General features: G+C 63.0%; 19 protein-coding genes and 1 tRNA gene. 12 read left to right on the top strand and 8 right to left on the bottom strand.

Going from position 1 to position 21,038, the window contains the following annotated elements; all coding sequences use genetic code 11:
• Window positions 1-52 precede the first annotated feature (52 nt).
• Window positions 53-553: a c-type cytochrome gene (locus ACGYK7_RS12370; protein WP_394402560.1), complete on the top strand. Its 501-nt coding sequence runs from the start codon at window positions 53-55 to the stop codon at window positions 551-553.
• A gap of 657 nt (window positions 554-1,210) precedes the next feature.
• Here the strand turns inward: ACGYK7_RS12370 and ACGYK7_RS12365 are convergent.
• The gene (locus ACGYK7_RS12365) at window positions 1,211-2,464 is read right to left on the bottom strand and encodes a GAF domain-containing protein (RefSeq protein WP_394402558.1); all 1,254 of its coding nucleotides are present in this window, start codon (window positions 2,462-2,464) and stop codon (window positions 1,211-1,213) included.
• Window positions 2,465-2,731: 267 nt separating this feature from the next.
• Between ACGYK7_RS12365 and ACGYK7_RS12360 the strand changes: the two genes are divergently transcribed.
• Genes ACGYK7_RS12360 through ACGYK7_RS12345 form a run of 4 tightly spaced genes read left to right on the top strand, consistent with a single transcriptional unit; the run spans window position 2,732 to window position 8,447 of the window.
• A complete protein-coding gene (locus ACGYK7_RS12360; protein ID WP_394402556.1) occupies window positions 2,732-4,663 on the top strand; it encodes an extracellular solute-binding protein in 1,932 nt (643 codons plus the stop codon).
• 9 nt (window positions 4,664-4,672) lie between these two features.
• Window positions 4,673-5,764 (top strand): microcin C ABC transporter permease YejB, encoded by a 1,092-nt coding sequence (locus ACGYK7_RS12355; protein ID WP_067268603.1) that lies wholly within the window; start codon window positions 4,673-4,675, stop codon window positions 5,762-5,764.
• On the top strand, window positions 5,764-6,870 hold the full coding sequence (locus tag ACGYK7_RS12350; protein ID WP_394402554.1) for an ABC transporter permease: 1,107 nt from the start codon (window positions 5,764-5,766) through the stop codon (window positions 6,868-6,870). Before ACGYK7_RS12355 ends, ACGYK7_RS12350 begins: the two co-directional genes overlap by 1 nt.
• Entirely contained in the window at window positions 6,867-8,447 is a 1,581-nt protein-coding gene (locus ACGYK7_RS12345) for an ABC transporter ATP-binding protein (protein ID WP_394402552.1), read from the top strand. The genes ACGYK7_RS12350 and ACGYK7_RS12345 overlap by 4 nt, the downstream gene beginning before the upstream one ends.
• Before the next feature lie 126 nt (window positions 8,448-8,573).
• Here the strand turns inward: ACGYK7_RS12345 and ACGYK7_RS12340 are convergent, their stop codons facing one another.
• On the bottom strand, window positions 8,574-10,043 hold the full coding sequence (locus ACGYK7_RS12340) for a serine hydrolase (protein ID WP_394402550.1): 1,470 nt from the start codon (window positions 10,041-10,043) through the stop codon (window positions 8,574-8,576).
• Between the two features lie 263 nt (window positions 10,044-10,306).
• Window positions 10,307-11,014: an HAD family hydrolase gene (locus ACGYK7_RS12335; RefSeq protein WP_394402548.1), complete on the bottom strand. Its 708-nt coding sequence runs from the start codon at window positions 11,012-11,014 to the stop codon at window positions 10,307-10,309.
• Between the two features lie 156 nt (window positions 11,015-11,170).
• On the opposite strand from ACGYK7_RS12335, the gene clpS reads away from it, so the two are divergent.
• The 7 genes from clpS to ACGYK7_RS12300 all read left to right on the top strand — a co-directional run bounded on the left by clpS (window position 11,171) and on the right by ACGYK7_RS12300 (window position 16,027).
• Window positions 11,171-11,494, top strand: coding sequence for an ATP-dependent Clp protease adapter ClpS (gene clpS / locus ACGYK7_RS12330; protein WP_394402596.1), 324 nt, complete (start codon window positions 11,171-11,173; stop codon window positions 11,492-11,494).
• Between the two features lie 3 nt (window positions 11,495-11,497).
• Window positions 11,498-12,490, top strand: a complete 993-nt coding sequence (locus ACGYK7_RS12325; protein WP_394402546.1) for a class I SAM-dependent methyltransferase — start codon at window positions 11,498-11,500, stop codon at window positions 12,488-12,490.
• 19 nt (window positions 12,491-12,509) lie between these two features.
• Window positions 12,510-13,310 carry an SDR family NAD(P)-dependent oxidoreductase gene (locus tag ACGYK7_RS12320; RefSeq protein ID WP_394402545.1) on the top strand — a complete coding sequence of 267 codons (801 nt, stop codon included), beginning with the start codon at window positions 12,510-12,512 and terminating at the stop codon, window positions 13,308-13,310.
• A gap of 89 nt (window positions 13,311-13,399) precedes the next feature.
• Window positions 13,400-13,476 (top strand) — tRNA-Met (locus tag ACGYK7_RS12315).
• 143 nt (window positions 13,477-13,619) lie between these two features.
• A complete protein-coding gene (locus ACGYK7_RS12310) occupies window positions 13,620-14,051 on the top strand; it encodes a thioesterase family protein (RefSeq protein WP_067268618.1) in 432 nt (143 codons plus the stop codon).
• A gap of 75 nt (window positions 14,052-14,126) precedes the next feature.
• Window positions 14,127-15,095: a Gfo/Idh/MocA family protein gene (locus ACGYK7_RS12305; protein ID WP_394402543.1), complete on the top strand. Its 969-nt coding sequence runs from the start codon at window positions 14,127-14,129 to the stop codon at window positions 15,093-15,095.
• A complete protein-coding gene (locus tag ACGYK7_RS12300; RefSeq protein WP_394402542.1) occupies window positions 15,092-16,027 on the top strand; it encodes an acetamidase/formamidase family protein in 936 nt (311 codons plus the stop codon). Before ACGYK7_RS12305 ends, ACGYK7_RS12300 begins: the two co-directional genes overlap by 4 nt.
• 68 nt (window positions 16,028-16,095) lie before the next feature.
• Here ACGYK7_RS12300 and ACGYK7_RS12295 read toward each other — a convergent pair whose 3' ends face one another.
• The 5 genes from ACGYK7_RS12295 to ACGYK7_RS12275 form a co-directional block, all read right to left on the bottom strand.
• Window positions 16,096-17,775, bottom strand: coding sequence for an ABC transporter substrate-binding protein (locus ACGYK7_RS12295; RefSeq protein WP_394402540.1), 1,680 nt, complete (start codon window positions 17,773-17,775; stop codon window positions 16,096-16,098).
• Window positions 17,776-18,010: 235 nt separating this feature from the next.
• Window positions 18,011-18,199 (bottom strand): DUF2783 domain-containing protein, encoded by a 189-nt coding sequence (locus tag ACGYK7_RS12290; RefSeq protein WP_394402539.1) that lies wholly within the window; start codon window positions 18,197-18,199, stop codon window positions 18,011-18,013.
• Window positions 18,196-19,803 (bottom strand): FAD-dependent oxidoreductase, encoded by a 1,608-nt coding sequence (locus tag ACGYK7_RS12285; protein WP_394402537.1) that lies wholly within the window; start codon window positions 19,801-19,803, stop codon window positions 18,196-18,198. Before ACGYK7_RS12285 ends, ACGYK7_RS12290 begins: the two co-directional genes overlap by 4 nt.
• 10 nt (window positions 19,804-19,813) lie before the next feature.
• Window positions 19,814-20,068, bottom strand: coding sequence for a hypothetical protein (locus ACGYK7_RS12280; RefSeq protein ID WP_394402535.1), 255 nt, complete (start codon window positions 20,066-20,068; stop codon window positions 19,814-19,816).
• Window positions 20,068-21,018: an MBL fold metallo-hydrolase gene (locus ACGYK7_RS12275; protein ID WP_394402533.1), complete on the bottom strand. Its 951-nt coding sequence runs from the start codon at window positions 21,016-21,018 to the stop codon at window positions 20,068-20,070. Before ACGYK7_RS12275 ends, ACGYK7_RS12280 begins: the two co-directional genes overlap by 1 nt.
• Window positions 21,019-21,038: the final 20 nt, after the last annotated feature.

The raw sequence follows: 21,038 nt of genomic DNA, 5'->3' as shown, positions 1-21,038 counted from the left end.
CAAGAACCATGGCCCGCCCATGGTGCCAATACCAAGTGATGGACCCTGACGCATGTTCGATACAATGACCCTGACCAAAATCGCAGCCGGCGTATTCGGCGCCTGGTTGGTACTTCTGCTGGGCAAATGGGCGGGTGAAGAGATTTACCACGCCGATGCACATGGGGAAGCGTCCTATGTCATCGAAGTGGCCGACGCCGGTGGTGACGAAGGCGGCGAAGAGATCGATTTTGCCGCCGTGATGGCCGAAGCCGATGCCGACAGCGGGTCGAAAGTGTTCCGCAAATGCGCTGCCTGCCACAAGGTCGACGGGTCCAACGCCGTTGGTCCGCACCTTGACGGTGTGGTCGACCGCGATATCGCCTCGGTTGACGGTTTCGGCTATTCCGGCGCGCTGACCTCGCTCGAAGGTTCTTGGACCCCGGCAGAGCTGAGCGCCTTCCTTGCAAGCCCCAAAGGCTACGCGCCCGGCACCACCATGGGCTTCGCCGGTCTGCGCAAGGTCGAAGACCGTGCCGACGTGATCGCTTACTTGCAAAGCGTCTCCAACTGATACCCCGCGCCATCGCGTGAGAGAGAGCCGCCCTCCGGGGCGGCTTTTGCGTTTGGGCGGGGCGGAACGTCTTATCCATGCAGAGGTTGGGCCATGAAACGTCCACACCGAAAGGCGACGCGCCATGCAAAGCCACAAAACCACGGTCGGCCTTTCGAGAAGATCATCTTCAGCAATGGGTGGAATGAGCCATCGGGCGCATGTTTTGCCACGCCGCCGGTCTTGGCCACCGCGCTGACCAGCGGAAGGGGCAACGAATCATAGCTGATCGCATTGGTCCGGCGCCGCCGGCAAGGCGGCTTTTAACGCCCACGCTCCGCATTACGCGCAGCACGGGGGAGGCCGAAGCCTTTGTCCGGGCTGGCGCAGGCGCTGGACCTGGAAGATACCAAGCCTATCGCAGGCAAGCTGCCCCCCCCCCCTCAACATCCCCGCGCGGATCGTCTGGGGGTGCTGCGGATGATTTCCAAAAGATCGAATATGGGGAGCGGTTGGCGAAAGACCTGAACGCGCCGCTGCGCCGGATCGAAGGGGCAAGCATTTCACGCCCGAGGATCATCCCGGGGTGCTGGCGGATGAGATCAACGCCTTGATCAGAAGGGTCGACGGCCAGTGATAGGACGCGGGGCGCGACATCGCGCGCGCCCCGTTCCGACTTTACTGCGCGGCGATCACCGGGGCGGTGACATTTGCAGCAGCAATTCCGCCGATATCGCAACGCCAAGCGGGCAGGCGGATCACGGCGCGGCTTTGGCCCGCTTCCACATGCACCTCGAAATCCCCACCATGCATTTCGATCAGCTTGCGGGTTAGCGGCAGGCCAAGGCCGAGCCCGCCCTTGGTGCTACGGTGCTCCATCATGCCGCCGACGACGAAGGGTTTATAAAGCTCGGCCAGATCGACGTGATCGTCGAAAGAGCCGTTGTCGACAATCGAAATCTCGATATTGCCCTCGGCGTCCTTGAACGTCTCCAAGGCGATCTCGCTGCCGCCATGCAGGACGGAGTTCAACACAAGTGCCGTGACTGCCAATTCGATCTGGTCGCCGTCGATGTGCATCTCTTCAAGCGGGAAACTATCGCGCAGCGTGATGGTCTTGGCCGTCGCGTCCAAGGTGGCAAAATGCAGGGCCGAGACCGATTGCAAAAGGTCGCTCAGATTGCATTTCCGCTCGTTCAGGCGCAGCTCCCCGGTGCTGACATTGCTGTAGGAAATGATCGTTTCGATCAAGGCGCTCAGATGGTCGACGGACCGGCGGGCCGAGCGGATCAGCAGCGGATTGACCCCCTGTTCGGCCTTGGCCTCCAACATGCGCAGACTGCCGAAGAGAACCGTCAGCGGGGTGCGGAGTTCATGGCCCACCAGCGTCAGGAAGGTGGCTTCGGCGCTGTTGTCGGCCTCTTGCTCGGCCGCATCCGGCTGGCGGCGTTCAAGGGCCGCGACCACCATGCGGCCCATATCTTCCAAAAGGGCGATCTGCTTATCAGACGGTGCCTCATGCGGTTGCAGGTCCAGCGCGCAAAGGCTGCCAAAGCGGTGGCCCGACGACAGGATCAGCGGCACACCGCAGTAATAACGCGCCTCGGGGCCGCCCTTGGCGACCATGGGATGACGCGCGAACCGGGGGTCTTTGCTGAGGTCCGGCACCACCAGCGGCGCGTCCGACATGATCGTATGGCTGCAAAACCCGGTATCTTTTGGCATCGGCTCCAGCGGGTAGCCGACCACGGATTTGTACCATTGGGTATCTGCTTCCACGACGCTGATATGCGCGATCGGACAGTCAAGCAGGCGGCGGGTGGCCTCGCAAATGGTGTCGAACAGTGCTTCGTTCTCGACTGTAAGGCCGGGCACATCGAAAACGGCGCGCAGACGGGCTTCTTCATTAAAGGGAATCGGGTAGGTTCTCATGTATAGCTCCAGTTTACGCATCGTTAACCTGCATGAAGAATCTGTTAACTTTAGGGCGAGAAACGGGCCGGGCCGCGAAGATACGGGGGCAGCGGGCTACACATTGTCGCGAGTGGGAGCGGGGGAAACCGCCAATCCACGGGGACAGGCTTTGCGGTGGACCGCCCGTGCGGGGCAACCTTACATATTCGCAACTTGTATCTTGGCGTCGCACAGCGTTAGCCTAGATGACGCCTATCCGGACTACGCCACGCCAAGGAGTGACCCATGCCCCGTGCCCAGACCCGCGCCGCGACCCGTCCTTCGGTCTTTGATGACCTGCCGCTCTGGCGCGCGACGCTGACGCTGATGGTGGCGGCCCTGCTGGCCGGTGCCGCCGTGGCACAGGAGCAGAAGGTCATCAAAAGCCACGGCTATTCCTTCTACGGCGATCTGACCTATCCGGCGGATTATGAGCATTTCGACTATGTGAACCCCGATGCCCCCAAGGGCGGGGAAATCTCGATCCCCTTCGTCGGCACATTGGATTCGATGAACCCCTATTCCGGCAAGGGCCGCGCGCATCTCTTCTCGATCTTCGGTTTCGAGAGCCTGCTGGGCGAAGCCCCCTCGGGCGAGGCGCTGCCTTCGGATGTCTATGGCGAGAGTTACTGCCTGCTCTGCGAGAGCCTTGAATACCCCGAGGACAAGTCTTGGGTGACCTTCCACATGCGCCCCGAGGCGACGTTCTCGGACGGCACGCCGGTGACAGCGCATGACATCGTGTTTTCGCACAACCTGCTGCTGGACGAGGGGCTGAAGTCCTACGCCGATGCGGTGCGCAAGCGCATTCCCAAGGTCGAGGCGCTGGATGATCACACGGTCAAATTCCACTTCGCCGATGGCATCTCGCGCCGCAGCCTGATCGAGACGGTGGGCGGCGTGCCCGCATGGCCGAAACACTGGTTCGAGGAGACCGGCAACACCCTGAAAGATAGCTGGATGGACCCGCCACCCGGATCGGGCGCCTATATGGTCGAGAGCGTCGATCTGACCAAGCGCATTGTGTTGAAACGCAACCCCGACTACTGGGGCCGCGACCTGCCGATCAACCGCGGCCGCATGAACTTCGACCGCATCCGGCTGGAGATCTTCAGCGACGACACCTCTGCCTTCGAGGCCTTCAAGGCCGGTGAATACACCTTCCGCGCCGAGGGGGATTCCAAGAAATGGGCGACTGGCTATGACTTCTCCAAAGTGACCGATGGCGACATCGTCAAGGCCGAACTGCCGGACGGCTCTCCGCCCACACCCTCGGGCATCATCTTTAACCTTGGCCGCGAGACGCTGCAGGACCGCCGCGTGCGCGAGGCCGTGGCTTTGATGTTCAACTTCGAGTGGACCAACGAGTCGCTGCAATATGGGCTGTTCAACCACCGTGCCTCTTTCACGCAGGACACGCCGCTGATGGCGCAGGGCGCGCCCGAGGGGGCGGAACTGGCGCTTCTGGAAAGCCTCGGCGATCTGGTGCCGGAGGAACTGCTGACCGAACCCGCCGTGGTGCCGCATACCTCTGACCCTTCGCGGCTGCTGGACCGACGCAACGCGCGCCGGGCCTCCAAGCTGCTCGAAGAAGCGGGCTGGACCGTGCAGAACGGCATGCGCGTGAACGAGGCGGGCGAGCCCCTGCGGCTGAACTTCCTGATGAACTCCGCCGGGTCGCCGACGATCTCGGCGGTGATCGAGAACTTCGTGAACAATCTCACTTCCATCGGCATCGACGCCCGGCTCGAGAAGGTGGACAGCTCGCAATACACTGCCCGCGAGCGCGACCGCGACTACGACATGATCTACGACGCCTATGCCGCCTTCCTCGGCACCGGCACCGGTCTGGCGCAGCGCTACGGCTCAGAGGCCGCCGAATTCTCGCTCTTCAACCCCGCAGGGCTCGCGAGCCCGCTGGTGGACGCGATCATCGACGCCTCGCTCGACGCCGAGACCTCGGAGGAGGAATCCGCCGCCCTCATGGCGCTCGACCGGGCGCTGCGGCACGAGTTCTTCATGATCCCGACCTGGTACAACGACAGCTATTGGGTCGCCTATTACGACCAGTATGAGCACCCCGAGAACATCCCGCCCTATGCCTTGGGCTACCTCGATTTCTGGTGGTACGACGAAGAGGCCGCGCAGCAGTTGCGCGCCTCGGGCGCCTTGCGGTAAGGCGACCACATGGGTGCCTATATTCTCAGACGGCTTTTGCTGGTGATCCCGACGTTGTTCGGCATCATGTTGGTCAACTTCGCGCTGGTGCAATTCGTGCCCGGCGGGCCGGTGGAACAGGCCATCGCCCGGATTCAGGGCGGCGGGGATGTTTTCGGCGGCTTTGCCGGGGGCAACAACGATGCCGGGGTCGACACCATGGCGCGCGGCTCCGACAGCACCTATGTCGGCGCGCGCGGTCTGCCGCCGGAGTTGATCGAGGAGTTGGAGAAGGAATTCGGCTTCGACAAACCGCCCGTGGAGCGGTTCTTTCACATGCTGTGGAATTACATGCGACTGGACTTCGGGGAGAGCTACTTCCGCGCCATCAGCGTGATTGACCTGATCAAGGAAAAGCTGCCGGTGTCGATCACGCTGGGGCTATGGTCCACGCTGATTGCGCATCTGGTCTCGATCCCCTTGGGCATCCGCAAGGCGGTGCGCGACGGCAGCCGGTTCGACACATGGACCTCGGGCGCGATCATCGCGGCCTATGCGATCCCCGGGTTTCTCTTCGCGATCCTGCTGCTGGTGCTTTTCGCCGGTGGCTCTTATTGGCAGATCTTCCCGCTGCGCGGTCTGACGTCGGATAATTTCGACAGTCTCAGCCCCTTGGGCAAGGTGGCCGATTATTTCTGGCATATCACCCTGCCGGTGCTGGCCTCCACGATCTCGGCTTTCGCCACGCTGACCCTGCTGACGAAAAACAGCTTTCTCGACGAGATCAAGAAGCAGTATGTCATCACCGCCCGCGCCAAGGGCCTGTCGGAGAGCAAGGTTCTCTATGGCCATGTCTTCCGCAACGCGATGCTGATCGTGATCGCCAGTTTTCCGGCGGTCTTCATCTCGGTCTTCTTCGGCGGGTCGATCATCATCGAAACGATCTTCAGCCTCGACGGTCTGGGCCGCTTGGGCTTCGAGGCCGCAGTGGCGCGCGACTATCCGATCGTCTTCGGCACGCTTTTCATCTTCGGCCTCATCGGCCTTGTCGTCGGCATCCTGTCTGACCTGATGTATGTGCTGGTGGACCCGCGCATCGACTTCGAGAAGAGGGAAGGCTGATGGCGCTGTCGCCGCTGAACCAGCGCCGCTGGCGCAATTTCACTGCGAACCGCCGCGCCTATTGGTCGCTGTGGATCTTCGCGATCCTGTTCGGCATTTCGCTGCTGGCCGAGTTCGTTGCCAACGACAAGCCGATCCTCGTCAGCTACCGCGGCGAGTACTATACGCCGATCTTCAACTTCTACCCCGAGACCGCCTTTGGCGGCGATTTCCAGACCGAGGCCGCCTACCGCGATCCCGAGGTGCAATGCCTCATCGCCACCGGCGGGCTGGACGCCTGTTTCGACGATCCCGAAGGCTATATTCTCGACGCCGAGGATGGCGAGGTGGAAGGCGAGGCGATCGACAAGGGTTGGTCGATCTGGCCTGTCATTCCCTATTCCTACGACACCGCCGTCGACCGTCCCGGCGCCGCCCCGCTGCCGCCCAACGGGCAGAACTGGCTCGGGACCGATGGCACCAAGCGCGACGTCATGGCCCGCGTGATCCACGGCTTCCGCCTGTCGGTTGTCTTCACCCTGATCGTGACAGGCGCGGCGTCGCTGATCGGCATCCTCGCCGGCGCGGTGCAGGGCTTCTTCGGCGGCTGGCTCGACCTGATCTTCCAGCGCATCATCGAGATCTGGTCCTCGACCCCGTCGCTCTACGTCATCATCATCATGTTCGCCATTCTTGGCCGAAGTTTTTGGCTTCTGGTGATCCTTCTGGTTCTGTTTTCATGGACGGCGCTTGTGGGCGTGGTGCGGGCCGAGTTCCTGCGTGCGCGCAACCTCGAATACGTCCGCGCGGCCCGGGCGCTCGGCGTCGGTAACGGCACGATCATGCTGCGGCACATGTTGCCCAACGCCATGGTGGCGACGCTGACGATGCTGCCCTTCATCATCACCGGCACGATCTCCACGCTGGCGACGCTCGATTTCCTCGGCTTCGGTCTGCCCTCCTCGGCGCCTTCGTTGGGCGAGTTGACCCTGCAAGCCAAGCAGAACCTGCAGGCGCCTTGGCTCGCCTTCTCGGCCTTCTTCACCTTTGCCATCATGCTGTCGCTTCTGGTCTTCATCTTCGAGGGCATTCGCGACGCCTTCGACCCCAGAAAGACCTTCTCGTGACTGCATTGTTGGACGTCAAAGACCTGAAAGTTTCCTTCCGGCAGGACGGGCAGTTGATCCCGGCGGTGCGCGGCGTGAGCTTTGCCGTCAACCGTGGCGAGACGGTGGCGCTGGTGGGCGAAAGCGGCTCGGGCAAGTCGGTTTCGGCGCTGTCGACCGTGTCGCTGCTGGGCGAGAGTGCGGAGGTCAGCGGCTCGGTCACCTATAACGGACAGCAGATGATCGGCGCCGACGACAAGCTGTTGCGCGACGTGCGCGGCAACGACATCTCCTTTATCTTTCAGGAGCCGATGACCTCACTCAACCCGCTGCATACGATCGAGAAGCAGCTGGCGGAATCGCTGGCGCTGCATCAGGGGTTGCAGGGGGCGGCGGCGCGGGCGCGGGTGCTGAGCCTGCTGCAACAAGTCGGCATCAACGACGCGGAAAGCCGCATGGGGGCCTATCCGCACCAGTTGTCAGGCGGGCAGCGGCAGCGCGTGATGATCGCCATGGCGCTGGCCAACAAGCCCGACATCCTGATCGCGGATGAGCCGACGACCGCGCTCGACGTGACAATTCAGGCGCAGATCCTCGACTTGTTGAAGGATCTGAAAGACGAAATGGGCATGGGGCTTTTGTTCATCACCCATGACCTCGGCATCGTGCGCCGCATCGCCGACCGGGTCTTCGTGATGCAGAAGGGGCTGGTGGTCGAGGAAGGCCCAACGGGCGAGATTTTCGACAACCCGCAGCACCCCTACACCCAGAAGCTTCTGGCCGCCGAACCCACCGGCGCGCCTGCGCCCGTCGCCGAGGATGCGCCCGAGGTGCTGCGCACCGACAACCTTAAGGTCTGGTTCCCGATCCAGAAGGGTCTGTTGCGCCGCACTGTGGGCCATGTGAAGGCGGTGAACGACACCAGCCTCTCGGTCCGCGCGGGCGAGACGCTGGGCATCGTCGGCGAAAGCGGCTCGGGCAAGACCACGGCGGCACTGGCGATCATGCGGCTCATCGGCTCGGAAGGGGAGGTGACCTTCCGCGGCGAGGACCTGCGCAAATGGTCGACCAAGAAACTGCGCCGGTTGCGGGCCGACATGCAGATCGTCTTCCAAGACCCCTTCGGCTCGCTCAGCCCGCGGATGACCTGTTTTCAGATCATCAGCGAAGGGCTTGCGATCCACAAGATCGACAAGGGCCGCGACAAGCGCGAGCTGGTCGCCGAGGTCATGACCGAAGTGGGACTCGACCCTGCCTCGATGGACCGTTACCCACATGAATTCTCAGGTGGCCAGCGCCAGCGCATCGCCATCGCCCGCGCCATGGTGCTGCGGCCGAAACTGCTGGTGCTGGACGAGCCGACCTCGGCGCTGGACATGACCGTGCAGGTGCAGATCGTCGATCTGCTGCGGGATTTGCAGGCGAAATACGGGCTGGCCTACCTCTTCATCAGCCACGACCTGAAGGTGGTGCGCGCGATGTCGCATAAGGTGATGGTGATGAAGCGCGGCGACGTGGTGGAATACGGTGACGTCGATGCGCTTTATGACGATCCGCAGACGGAATACACGCGGAACCTGTTGCAGGCGGCAGGATAAGCGGGCGTCGCGTTTGCGGAGAGGGAAGGGGGGGCGCTGCCCCCATCGCGCCGGGGGCGCGATTCCCCCGCGGTATTTTTGAAAGAATGAAGTTGGTTTGGTGGCGCTTGGCCGCCCAGTGGTGGTTCAGCCTTCGCTGGGGCCGATCATGAAACAGCTGACGTTGCGCGCGGCCAGACGGCGGCAGGCGAGGTCGGCGCTTTCGCGGGACATGCCGAGGAAGTTCGCGTCGAACCCTTGCGGGCGCTGAACCACCTTGCGCAGCGTGCCATCGAGGGTCGACATTTCGGCCAATGCGGTTTTCAGCAGGACTTTCTCGGCGGCGTAGCGGCTGGGGAAGCGGCCCACGTTCACGCCCCAGTGGCGCCCACCGGAGGTGGAGACGCGGGTCACGATTTCCTGTTCTACCGCTTGCTGGACGGCCAGTGTCACGTCCTTGGGGCGCGGTTCGGGGCGGGGGGAGGCTTTGGCGGTGGCGAGAACGACCTCTGCCTCCTTAGCCTCTGGTGTGGGCGTGGCGGCGGGCGGGGTTGGGGCCGTTTCAACCGCTTCGCGCAGCGCTGCGGTGATATCGCTGTTGGATACCACGCTGGTTGCCTCGGGCGCGGCGGCGGTGGCCACGACCACGACGTCGCTGCGGGGGCGCAGTTGCGGGCGTTTGGAGGTGGTGACAGCGCCCACGAGGCGAATCGTTTTGCCTGCGGCGCCGGGGGCGGGTGTGTCTTCGACATCGGCATAGACCGGCGGGACCGGTTTGCGCAGCGGCGCGGAGGAGGGCGCGCGGCGGAAGCCGAGGTCCATAAGTTCGGCCACTTTGGCGTTGCGTGAGGCGGTGGATTTGCCGCCGAAGACGGTCACGATGATGCGCTCGTTGCCCCGTTCGGCCGAGGCGGTGAGGTTGAAACCGGCGGCGCGGGTGTAGCCTGTCTTGATGCCGTCCGCCCCTTTGTAGGACCCCAGAAACCGGCGATTCGTATGGGAGACCTTGCGCACGCCCGCATCGGCGGTGATGCGCGAGAACAGGTTGTAGTATTGCGGGTAATCATAGAGCAGGTGACGGCCCATGCGGGTCATGTCCCGCGCGGTGGAGAGGTGGCCGCTCTCGGTCAGACCGTGCATGTTCTTGAAAGTCGTGCGCGTCATGCCAAGCTGTTTGGCGGTGCGGTTCATCCGGCGGGCGAAGGCGGCCTCAGAACCGCCGATGGCCTCGCCGATCGCGGTGGCGGCATCATTGGCGGATTTCACGGCGGCGGCGCGGATGAGGTAGCGCAGAGCGATCTTTTGGCCCGGGCGCATGCCCAATTTGCTGGGCGGCTCGGATGCCGCATTTTTCGAGATCGTCACTTGGGTATCGAGAGAGATTTCCCCCTGTTCGACCGCTTGGAAGGCGATGTAGAGGGTCATCATCTTGGTCAGGGAAGCCGGATGCAGGCGGGTATCGGCATTCTCGGCGTGGATTTCTTTGCCGGTGCGGGCGTCGATGACATAGGCGGCGTAGGGGGCAGCGATCGCGCTGAGGGGTAGGACAACCAGAACCCAGAGTGCCGCGAATAGAAATAGCCCGTACCGGGCCGGCTGAATGCGCCGAGCCTTCATATTTGCCTGCCTTTTACTGCCTCAGGCCGCCGATTTCTGGCTGACCATTTATTAATTGGTTCAACGCTAGCATAGGACGCCGCATCGCGGAAGCCGTCGAATCCAGTGAACAGGGGAAAAAGGGGCGGATCTCTCCTCCAATATGTAGAGGCTTGCACACATCTACCCACTATAAGCGCGAATAAGGCAAGAATTGGGCGGAAATTGGCCCGCAGTGCGGCATTTTCGGCGATGTTCCAGAACGACTCAGGCGCGGGGGCGAGTCACCCCGACACGATCTTTTCGATCGTTTCTGGGAGGCCTGAGAGGTCGCTGATCTCGGCGAAACGGGGGGAATTGGTTGGCGCTTCGGCATGTTCCATCGCCCATGTGAGGTCATGCGGCACATAGACGCCCCAGCCGCCTGCGGCGATCATCGGGCGCACATCCGAGGCCATCGAGTTGCCGACCATCAGCCCCCGTTCGGCGCCCTGCCCGTGCTGCTTGAAAATGTGGCGATAGGCGGCTTCGGTCTTGTGAGAGACGATTTCGACCGCATCGAACCTGTCGCGCAGGCCCGATTGCGCCAGTTTGCGCTCTTGATCGAGCAGGTCGCCTTTGGTCACCACGATGAGCCGGTAGTCGCCGCGCAGGTTTTCCAGCACGTCCTCGACATGGGGCAGCAGTTCGATGGGGTGGTCCAGCATCTCGCGCCCGGCGGCGAGCAGATCGCTGATCACCTCGGCGGGGACTTTGCCCTCGGTCACCTCGATCGCGGTTTCGATCATCGACAGGGTGAAGCCTTTGATCCCATAGCCGTAATGCGGCAGATTGCGCCGCTCGGCCTCCAGCAATCGTGCCATGAGGTGATCGCGTTCACTATGTTCGGCCAGAAGGGCTGCAAAACGGTCATGAGAGAGTGCAAAGTAGCGCTCATTATGCCACAATGTGTCATCCGCATCGAAACCGATGGTTGTGAGTGCCCCGCCCATATGTGCTGCCTCTTTCCTAAATTGGTTCAGGGGTTATATAGACGGCTGCACGACGAACAAGCTCTACCCCCAGCCGCAGGAGCAGCAATGCACCGTGACGACGTGAAATCAGATTGGACGATCCAGCCCGCAGGCCGGTCCGCATCGGGCGCGTGGATGATGGCGGACGGCCCCAAGGATGACGGCGACAGCGAGCTGTTGACCAAGACCCGTCCCAAGACCAAACGCCCGCCGCTCTACAAGGTGATGCTGCTGAACGACGATTTCACCCCGATGGAATTCGTGGTGCACGTCTTGGAACGTTTCTTTGGCCTGAACCACGCGCAGGCGTTCGAGATCATGTTGACGGTTCACAAGAAGGGGCTGGCCGTGGTTGGCGTTTTCAGCCACGAGATCGCGGAGACGAAAGTGGCGCAGGTGATGGATTTCGCACGGCGTCACCAGCATCCGCTGCAATGCACCATGGAAAAAGAAGAATAACACGTGATTGATCCGCGACTGGAACTGGCCCTGAACGGCGGTGGGCTGGACCTGCCTGAAACTGGGGCGATCGCTGTGTTTCAGCCCCCCGTGGATGCGGATCTGGCCGGTCTGCCGCCGGAGCGGTGCAAGATCATTCACGATTTCAAGCCTGCTTATGACGCATGGACCGCGCGGGGCTATGAGGCGGCGCATTCGGTCGAGGGGCGCTATGCCGCGGCCATCGTCTGTCTGCCGCGGGCCAAACATGAGGCCCGCGCTTTGGTCGCCCAGGCCTGTGCCGTGAGCGACGGGCCGGTGGTGGTCGACGGGCAAAAGACCGATGGCGCGGATTCCATTCTGCGCGAGATGCGGGCGCGGGTGACGGTGCAGGGGCCGATCTCCAAGGCGCATGGCAAGCTTTACTGGATCGAAGCCAGCGCGAGCGATTTTTTCGCTGATTGGGAGGTCGGTCCGGCCCAGACCGACGGCGGCTTTTGGACCGCGCCGGGGGTGTTCTCTGCCGATGGGGTCGATCTGGCTTCGGCGCTCTTGGTGGATGTGCTGCCCGACAACCTCGGGGCCGAAGTGGCCGATCTGGGCGCGGGCTGGGGGTTCCTTTCGGCGCATGTTCTGACGCGGCCCAAGGTGAAGACGGTGCATCTGGTCGAGGCCGGGCATATGGCGCTGGAATGCGCGCGCCATAATGTCACCGACGATCGCGCCGTGTTCCATTGGGAGGATGCCACCCAGTGGCAGCCGCCGCACCGGATGGATACCGTGGTGATGAACCCGCCCTTCCACACAGGCCGCGCTGCCGAGCCGCAGATCGGTCAGGCCTTTGTGGCCGCTGCCGCGCGGATCCTCTCGGGGCAGGGCGATCTGTGGATGGTGGCCAACCGGCATCTGCCCTATGAGGCGGAACTGAAGAAACGCTTTGCTCAGGTGGCCGAGCTTGGAGGCGATGCGCGGTTCAAACTGTTCCACGCCACACGCCCGCTGACCCGGCGCCGCTGAGCCTTAAGGGGGTATCCCGATGTCATTCTCGATCTCTGGTAAAACAGCCATCATCACCGGCGCGGCGGACGGGATCGGCCTTGCCATCGCGCGGCATCTGGCCGACCGGGGCGCCAATGTCATGTGCGCCGATTCCAACGAAAAAAAGCTGATGGAAGAGTTGGGCGACACGCCGGACGACGGCAATATCCGCGTCTTTGCCGGTGATCTGCGCCAGCGGCTGACCATCGCCAACCTCGTCTCGGCCACGATCGACGCCTATGATCAGGTCGATATCCTTGTGAATGCCTCGCGGCAGGTGATGCCGACCGATCCGCTCGATGTGGAGGATGGCTCGGTCGAGACGTTGTTGCAGCAGAACCTGATGACGGCGCTGCAACTGTCACAGCAGGTGGCGCGGCGGATGATCAAACAGGCCGAAGGCCAGACCGAGGGGCAGGTGGGGTCGATCATCAACCTCAGCTCCATCGCGGCACAGCGTCACCAGCCGGATATGATGGGCTATGCCATCGCCTCGGCGGCGGTGCAGCAGATGACCCGCTCTCTGGCGCTGGTGCTGGCAGAGCACCGGATACGGGTGAATGCGATCTCCTTTGGCTCGGTGATGAGCGCGTCCCTCCGCGCTGCAGTGGCCGAAAACCGCGATTGGCGCGACGACATCCGCGCGCATACGCCGCTTGGTCGGATCGCCGGGCCGAATGAGCTTTGCGAGGCGGTGCAATTCCTCGCCGCTGAAAGTTCGGGCTTCATGACGGGTGAGATCATGACCATCGACGGCGGGCGCACGCTGCTTGATGTGGTCTCGGCCCCCGCGCATTGAGGGCAGGCGGCAGTTTTCTGGGGCAAAAGTGAAATCATCCGGTTTTCGCCCTTGACCCCAATGCCAAGCTGCCTTATCCGACGCGCCACGGCGTTATAGCTCAGTTGGTTAGAGCGAACGACTCATAATCGTTAGGTCCCTGGTTCAAATCCAGGTAACGCCACCATCCTCCCCCCCCTCTTCTCGTTTCAGTTGAACATGCCGCGTCCGCCTTGCTGTGCGCGCTCCGCGCTTGGGTTGCGCGTCGGGCAGGAAGGGATAGAAGATTGCCCATGCCCCACGCGGGTTTGAGCAGATGAAAGCAGCGTTATGACCACGGAAAACTTCGTTCACGAGATCAATGTCACTTGGGGCGATTGTGACCCGGCGCAGATCGCCTATACCGCGCGGCTGCCCTATTTCGCGCTGGATGCGATCAACGCGTGGTGGGAGGCGCATTTCGACGGTGACGGTTGGTTTCAACTTCAGATCGACCGCAATATCGGCACGCCTTTTGTCAACCTGTCGATGGATTTTCGCAGCCCGGTCACGCCGCGGCACAAGCTGATGTGCGAGACCTATCCGACACGGCTTGGCAATAAATCCATCACCTTCGGCATGAAGGCGCGGCAGAATGGGGTGCTGTGTTTCGAAGGGTCTTTCACCTGTGTTTTCACTATCGCGGATGTGTTCAAAAGCCAATCCGCGCCCGAAGAATTGGCTCGCGTGATCAAACCTTTGGTCCGCGCCGACCTTGCCTGAGGCAATTGCGCCGCGCGCAGTTGAAGTTCTCCCGATTGCAGCGTCTTATCGCGCAGCACATTGAGGGAGACGAAGATGACGATCAGGACTGCGGTAATCGGATTGGGGATCATGGGGCGGCGCATGGCCGAGAACATGGTGCTGCACCCCGGCTTCACGGTCACCACCATGTGGGATCCCGACCCCGCGGCCTGCGCCGCCGCGCAAAAGGTCGCGCCGGAGGCGGTGGTCTCTGCCACGGCGTCCGAGGCGATGGCCGATGTCGATCTCGTTTACCTCGCCTGCCCACCCGTGCCGCGCAAAGCCTATGCGCTTGAGGCCGCAGCGGCGGACAAGGCGATTTTCCTCGAAAAGCCGCTAGGCGTGGACATTGCAGAGAGCCGCGCCTTGGTGGCCGCGTTGCAGGCCGCGGGCGTTCCGGCGGCGGTGAATTTCACACAAGCGGCGGGGGCGGCGCTGACCGATCTCACACGGTCGATCCGTGAGGGCGCGCTCGGTGATCTTTGCGGCATCGACATCATCGTGACCTATCCGGCTTGGCCCCGCGCGTGGCAGGTCGATGCCGATTGGCTGCGCTTTGCCGCTGAGGGGGGCATGACGCGCGAGGTGATCTCGCATTTCCTCTTCCTGAGCGAGCGGGTGTTGGGGCCGCTGACCCTGCAGTGGGCCCATGCGGAATACCCCGACGACAAGCTCTGCGAGACCCATGTGGCAGCGCGCTTGGTCAATGCAGAGGGCTTGCCGGTTTCGATCCTCGGCTCTGTCGGTGGCGCGCAGCCGGACCGGCAGGAGGTGACGGTGAAAGGCGCGAAAGCCAGCCGCCGCATCTCGGAATTCTCTATCGACACCGTCTCGACCGGGGAGGATTTCGCGCCGACCAGCGACGCCCCCGCCGACACCCGCGCCACCAGCCTCAAGGCGCAGCTTGATGACATGGCGCTGCTGATGGCGGGCAAGGCCAGCCGACTGGCGACGCCAGAGGAAGCGCTGCGGGTGCAGGAACTGATCGAAGGCATCTTGGCCAATCGGGGGGCGCAGTCATGACCGCCACGCTGCAGTCTTCGCCCGAGACCTGCCATTGGGGCTATTTCGAGGCCAGCCGCCCGCCCGCGCTGACCATCCAAAGCGGCGAGGAGGTGATTATCAACACCGTCTCAGGCGCGCCCAATTGCCTGCCGCCCGAAGGCTTCCATGTGCCGCCCGAACTTTACGACATCCACAAGGCAGGGCCGCCGCCGATGCCGGGCCATATCCTGACCGGGCCGGTCGCCGTCGAAGGCGCGATGCCCGGCGATGTGCTGAAGGTCGAAATCCTCGATGTCGCGCTGCGGCAGGACTGGGGGTATAACTTTATCCGCCCCTTGGCGGGCACGCTGCCGCAGGATTTCCCCGAGACCTATCACAGCAACATCCCGCTGGACGCAGAGCGGGGCGTCGCCCGGCTGCCTTGGGGGCTGGAACTGCCCTTGGCCCCGTTCTTTGGCGTGATGGCCGTGGCCCCGCCGCCCGAATGGGGCCGGATCGCCACCATCGAGCCGCGCAAACATGGAGGCAATCTGGACAACAAAGAGCTGGTGGCGGGCAGCACGCTCTACCTGCCGGTCTTCAATGAAGGGGCGCTGTTTTCCTGCGGGGACGGGCATGGCGCGCAGGGCGATGGAGAGGTCTGCGTCACGGCGATTGAGACGGCGCTACAGGGGCGCTTCCGTTTGACCGTGTTGAAGGACCGCACACTTAGCTATCCGCAGGCCGAGACGCCGAGCCATGTGATCACCATGGGCATGGCCCCCGACCTCGATCGCTGCGCGGAGATGGCCCTGCGGGACATGATCGCGCTTGTCTCCGAACGCGCGGGGATCAGCCGCGAGGATGCCTATGTGCTCTGTTCGCTGGCCGGTGATCTGCGGATCACCCAGACGGTGAACCGCGAGAAAGGCGTGCATATGATGATGGCGAAAGAGTTGATTGGCGGGTAACTGTGCCGCCGCGCAGAGAAAAAGGGCCGCATCGCTGCGGCCCTTTCGCGTCTCGACTTAGCGGCAGATCACTCTTCCGCCCATGCCATCCGCGCCGGGTGGTATTCGAAACCGATGTGATGCGCGGCACCCACCAGCCCCTCGCGGGTGTGGTTGTAGAGCGAGCGCCAGTAGGGCTGGATCGTGACACCATCGTCCTGCAGCATCTTCTCACCCTTCGCCATGATCTCGCGACGGGCTTCGACATCCGCCGTGGCCAGCGCCTCTGACAGCAGGGCGTCGAACTCGGGGTTGGCATAGCCAAACTCGTTCCACGCCTCGCCCGAGCGGTAGGCCAGCGCCCAGATCTGCACGCCCAGAGGCCGCGCGTTCCAGTTGGTCGAGGAGAAGGGGTATTTCACCCAGTCGTTCCAAAAGGTCGAGCCGGGCAGGATGGTGCGTTTGACCTTGATGCCCGCATCGCGCAGCTGCGCGGCCACGGCATCGGTCGTGTCCTTGCGCCAGGCATCGTCGATCGAGAAAAGCTCGTGTTCGTAATCCGCCATACCGGCTTCTTCCATCAGCGCGCGGGCGGCTTCGGGGTCGGTCTTGGGCGGCTCGATCTCGGCATATTCGGGATGCATCGGGCCGACGTGGTGGTTCTCGGCCACGATCCCGCGCCCGGCGTAGCCCAGTTCCAGCAGCACGGCATTGTCGACGGCAAGTTGCAGCGCGTTGCGCACGCGCTTGTCCTCGTAGGGTTTCATGCCGTCGATTTCGGCCAATTGGTTGGGGCGGATCACGATGGTCGCCGCCGTGGCGATCTCATTCTCGACCCAGCCGTCAAGCGTGCTCATCACGTCGATATATTCGCCCTCCATGGAGTAGAAAGCATCGACCTCTTCGGCCTCGGCCGCGGCGATCCATGCGGAAGGGTCGGTGCCGTAGTCGATATACTCCAAGCGATCAATGTACGGCCCGCCAAAGACCTCCGTGCCCCACCATATGTGATCGGGGTTCTTGACCAGCACGCTTTTCACACCCACTTCAAGCGATTCCGGTAGGTAGGGGCCGGTGCCCTTGGGGTTTTCCAGCATCGTGTCGGGGTCGAACCCTTCGGGCGTGATCGCGGCGGGATAGTCGGCCATGCCGGGGATCAGCGTGATGTCGGATTTGGGCAGCGTGAGCTTCACGGTGTGGTCGTCCACCACCTCGATCGCGCCCTCGATGGCCTTGCCGCTTTCCTCATCCACCAGCGTCGCGAAACGGCCCGCCATGGAGTTGCCTTCGAGCGACTTGTCGCACCAGCCTTCGATGTTGCGCGCCACGTCCTGCGCGGTGAAGGCGGTGCCGTCGTTCCATGTCACGCCCTTGCGGACGTTCAGCGTGTATTCGGTGGCGTCGTCGTTGATCTCCCAGCTTTCCAGCAGGCCGGGGGTGAAGGTGCCGTCATTCTCCCAGATGGCGAGATATTCCAGCCAGCCGCGGCTGAAGTTGGCGATTTGCGACCAGTCATAAGTGCGCGGGTCTTTCAGGGCACGCACCTCCATCTGCATCCGCACGGTGCCGCCTTCCTTGAGGTTGGCATGGGCCGCCGCACGGGCGGGCGCGGCCATGCCAAGCATCCCATAAGCGGTGGCGGACGTGGCCCCGAAGGCGCTCGCAATCGCCAGAAACTCGCGTCTGCTGACGGGGTCTTTCTTGGCGTTCTCGGCTGATCTCAGCACGGATTGCGGCAGCGGTTTTCCGGTGCGTGTCAAAAATTCCATGATTTTCCTCTCCGTTGGTGCGTTGGCCGGGCCATCGCGGATCCCCACTTTTCACGGTGGGGCAGGTGATGCAGTTGACCTGCTTTTGTCGCCTCTTGAGGTGGGCGCGGGGTGTTTAGTCTGCCGATCAGGCGCGTTGCGTCAAGCCTGTCGCGGGAAGTTGAGCAGCAAGCTAGCGCAGGAAAGCGGCCCGGCAAGCGCGGGCATGGGGGAAAAGTGCTGTGAGGCTGGCGGGTTAAGCCAGTTCGCGCGCGGCTTTGAAAAGCGCCGCAAGCCGGGCGGGATCGCCGAGTTCATTGGCCAGCATCAGAACCAACCGGGCGTTGAGAGCGTGGCTTTCCGCCGCGCTCAGCCCTTCATGGGCGGCCATGAGGGCGGCATAGACGCTGTCGCCCTCGGCGCCGAGGTTGTCTTCGAGGATCATGCGGTAGCTCCTTTCGCACGGTCAAAGGCGCGGGCAATCGCGGCGCTGTCGGGCCGGTCGAAGACGGCGCAAACATGGCCATCGGGGCGCAGCAGATAGAGGAATCCGCTGCCATAGCGCCTTTGCGCGTGGCCGTCCTTGCCCTGAAAACAGGGGTAGGCATCATGGGATTGATCTATGCCGATCCGGGCAAGGCCGGGAAGGTCGGGGGCGGTGATCTCGCCCACGGCGAGCAGGGTGAACCGGCCTTGAACCGCATCCAACAGCCAGCAATCCCCCGCAGGCCCGACCAACGGCGCGTCGATCAATGCGCTGCCGGGGCGCAGGGGCGCGTCGCCTGCGGTTTGCAGCGGGCTTTGGGCCAGCGTGCAGGGCTGCGACAACCGGCCTGAGTTAATCAGTTTGCGCGCGAAAGGGTGCTTTGCTGCGAGCGTCAGCACCTCGTTGCGAAACAGGGTCTCGATGGGGGATTTGGGCGTCATAAAATTGGTCGCGCGGGCGGAGTTGCGCATGTTCTCGTCCGCGCCATGGCCGCGTTCGATGTCATAGCTCTCAATCAGGCTTGGCGGCGCATCGCCCTGCACCACAGCGGCCAGTTTCCAGCCGAGGTTGTCAACATCCTGCACCCCGCCATTGCCGCCCCGCGCCCCAAAAGGGCTGACCACATGGGCGCTGTCGCCGACAAAGACGACCCGATCATGCACAAAATTCTCCAGCCGTGCGCAGCGAAACTTATAGACGCTCATCCAATCCAGCCGGAACGGCGCATCGCCCAGCATCTGTTTCAGGCGGGGGACGACCTTCTCTTCGGTCGCTTCGGCTTTTGGGTCGGTCTCTGGCCCCAGTTGCAGGTCGATGCGGTAGATGTTGTCGGGCTGTTTGTGCAGCAGCGCGGATTGGCCGTTGTGAAAGGGCGGGGCGAACCAGAACCACCGCTCGGGCGTGTCATGGTCGCCGAAGGGGGAGGTCTCCATCTCCACATCGGCAATGAGGAAATGTTCGTCAAAGGTCTGCCCCTCGAAGGGCAGGTTCATCCGTCTGCGCGTGGCCGAGCCTGCCCCATCGCAGGCGATGTACCAGTCGGTTTCCAGCTGGTAGGGGCCATCCGGCGTCTCGACCGTCAGCTCGACATGATCCGCGTGGCCTTTGTGATCGGTGACCTTGTTGAGAAAGCGCAGGTCGATCAGGTCGGGGAATTCTTGCGCGCGTTCGATGAGATACTCTTCGACGTAATACTGCTGAAGGTTCACGAAAGCCGGATATTTATGCCCCGGCTCGGGCAGCAGGTCGAAGTTATAGACTTCCTGTTCCCCGTGAAACTGGCGGCCCACTTTCCATGTCACGCCCTTTTCCAACATCCGCTCCCCGATGCCGAGCCTGTCGAAAATCTCCAGCGTCCGTTTCGCCCAGCAGATCGCGCGGGAGCCGAGGGAGACGACATTGTTGTCATCCAGCACGACCGATTTGACCCCGCGCAGGGCCAAGTCCACTGCCATCGACAGCCCGATAGGGCCAGCGCCTACGATCACAACCGGGTGCCGCGGCTCGGGCGCGGTCAAGCCGGGCGGGGGGCTGTAGGGGAAGGGGGTGTAGGCATAGGCCATGGCGGTATCCTTAGAGAAAGGCGCGCAGGAGCAGCAGGGCCAGCAAGGCCAGCGTCACCAGCGCCACCCGGCGGCGCGCACCGCGGTATTCGGGCGCGCGCAGCATCTTTGACCAAACCTGCGCCGTGTCGCGCAGCCCCGCGTAGGGCTGCCCGCTGCGGTGTGCCGCGTGGCGGCGGTGCTCCATCACCAGCGCGAAGACCAGATAGAACCAAAGCGCCAGCGCCAGCACGATCAGGGCAGGAAGAAGCGCGGGCAGGGACATCAGTCCGACAGCGCCTCCCACATCTCTTTGTCGCGCGCCGCCGTCCAGATGCGCGGCGTGTCGATGTCCAGCGCCTCGTCATAGGCGCGGGCGACGTTGAAGGGCAGGCAGTGCTCGTAGATGGCATAATCGCCGAACTTGGGGTCGCATTCGGCGCGCACGGCGTTCCATGCCTCTTTCAAGGTGCCGCCGCGCAGGGCCACGCGGGCCGCAGGGCGGTAGGTGGAGCGCACGAATTCTGCGGTGCTGTCGATCGCGGCATTTACCATCTCGCGCCCTACCAGCGCGTCGCCCCGGCCCGGCGCGATCGCGTCGAGGTCGAAGGCGCGGATCCGTTCCAGCGTCTCGGGCCAGTCGTGGAAATGCCCGTCGCCGCAGTAGCAGGCGGAATGGTATTCCACGATATCGCCGGTGAACATGACGTTTTGGTCGGGCACATAGACCACCGCGTCACCCGCCGTATGGGCGCGACCCAACTGCATGATATCGACCCGGCGCTTGCCGAGATAAACGCTCATCCGCCCATTGAAGGTGGTGGTGGGCCAGGTGAGCCCGGGGATGCTCTCATGACCTTCGAAAAGACGTGGAAAACGCTCGAATTCACTGTCCCAATCCTCCTGGCCGCGTTCGGCGACCATGGCGCGGGCCTTCTCGGACATGATGATCTGCGAGGCACCGAAGGCAGATGCCCCGAGTACGCGCACAGCGTGGTAATGGGTCAGCACCAGATGGCTGATCGGCTTGTCGGTGACCGAGCGGACGCAGTCGATGACCTTGTTCGCCAGACGCGGCGTCGCCTGTGCTTCGATGATCATCACGCTGTCGTCGCCAATGATCACGCCGGAGTTCGGATCGCCCTCGGCGGTGAAGGCGTAGAGACCCTCGCCCACTTGCGTAAAGGAGATTTCTTTCTCGGTCATGTCGCCTTGGGATGCGAATTGCTTGGCCATATGTTGTCCTTCTGTCTTGC

Origin of the sequence: Sulfitobacter sp. 1A15299, assembly GCF_043556915.1 — a bacterium.
In the GTDB taxonomy this organism is placed as follows: domain Bacteria; phylum Pseudomonadota; class Alphaproteobacteria; order Rhodobacterales; family Rhodobacteraceae; genus Sulfitobacter.
This window is presented reverse-complemented; position numbering and strand designations above follow the sequence as displayed.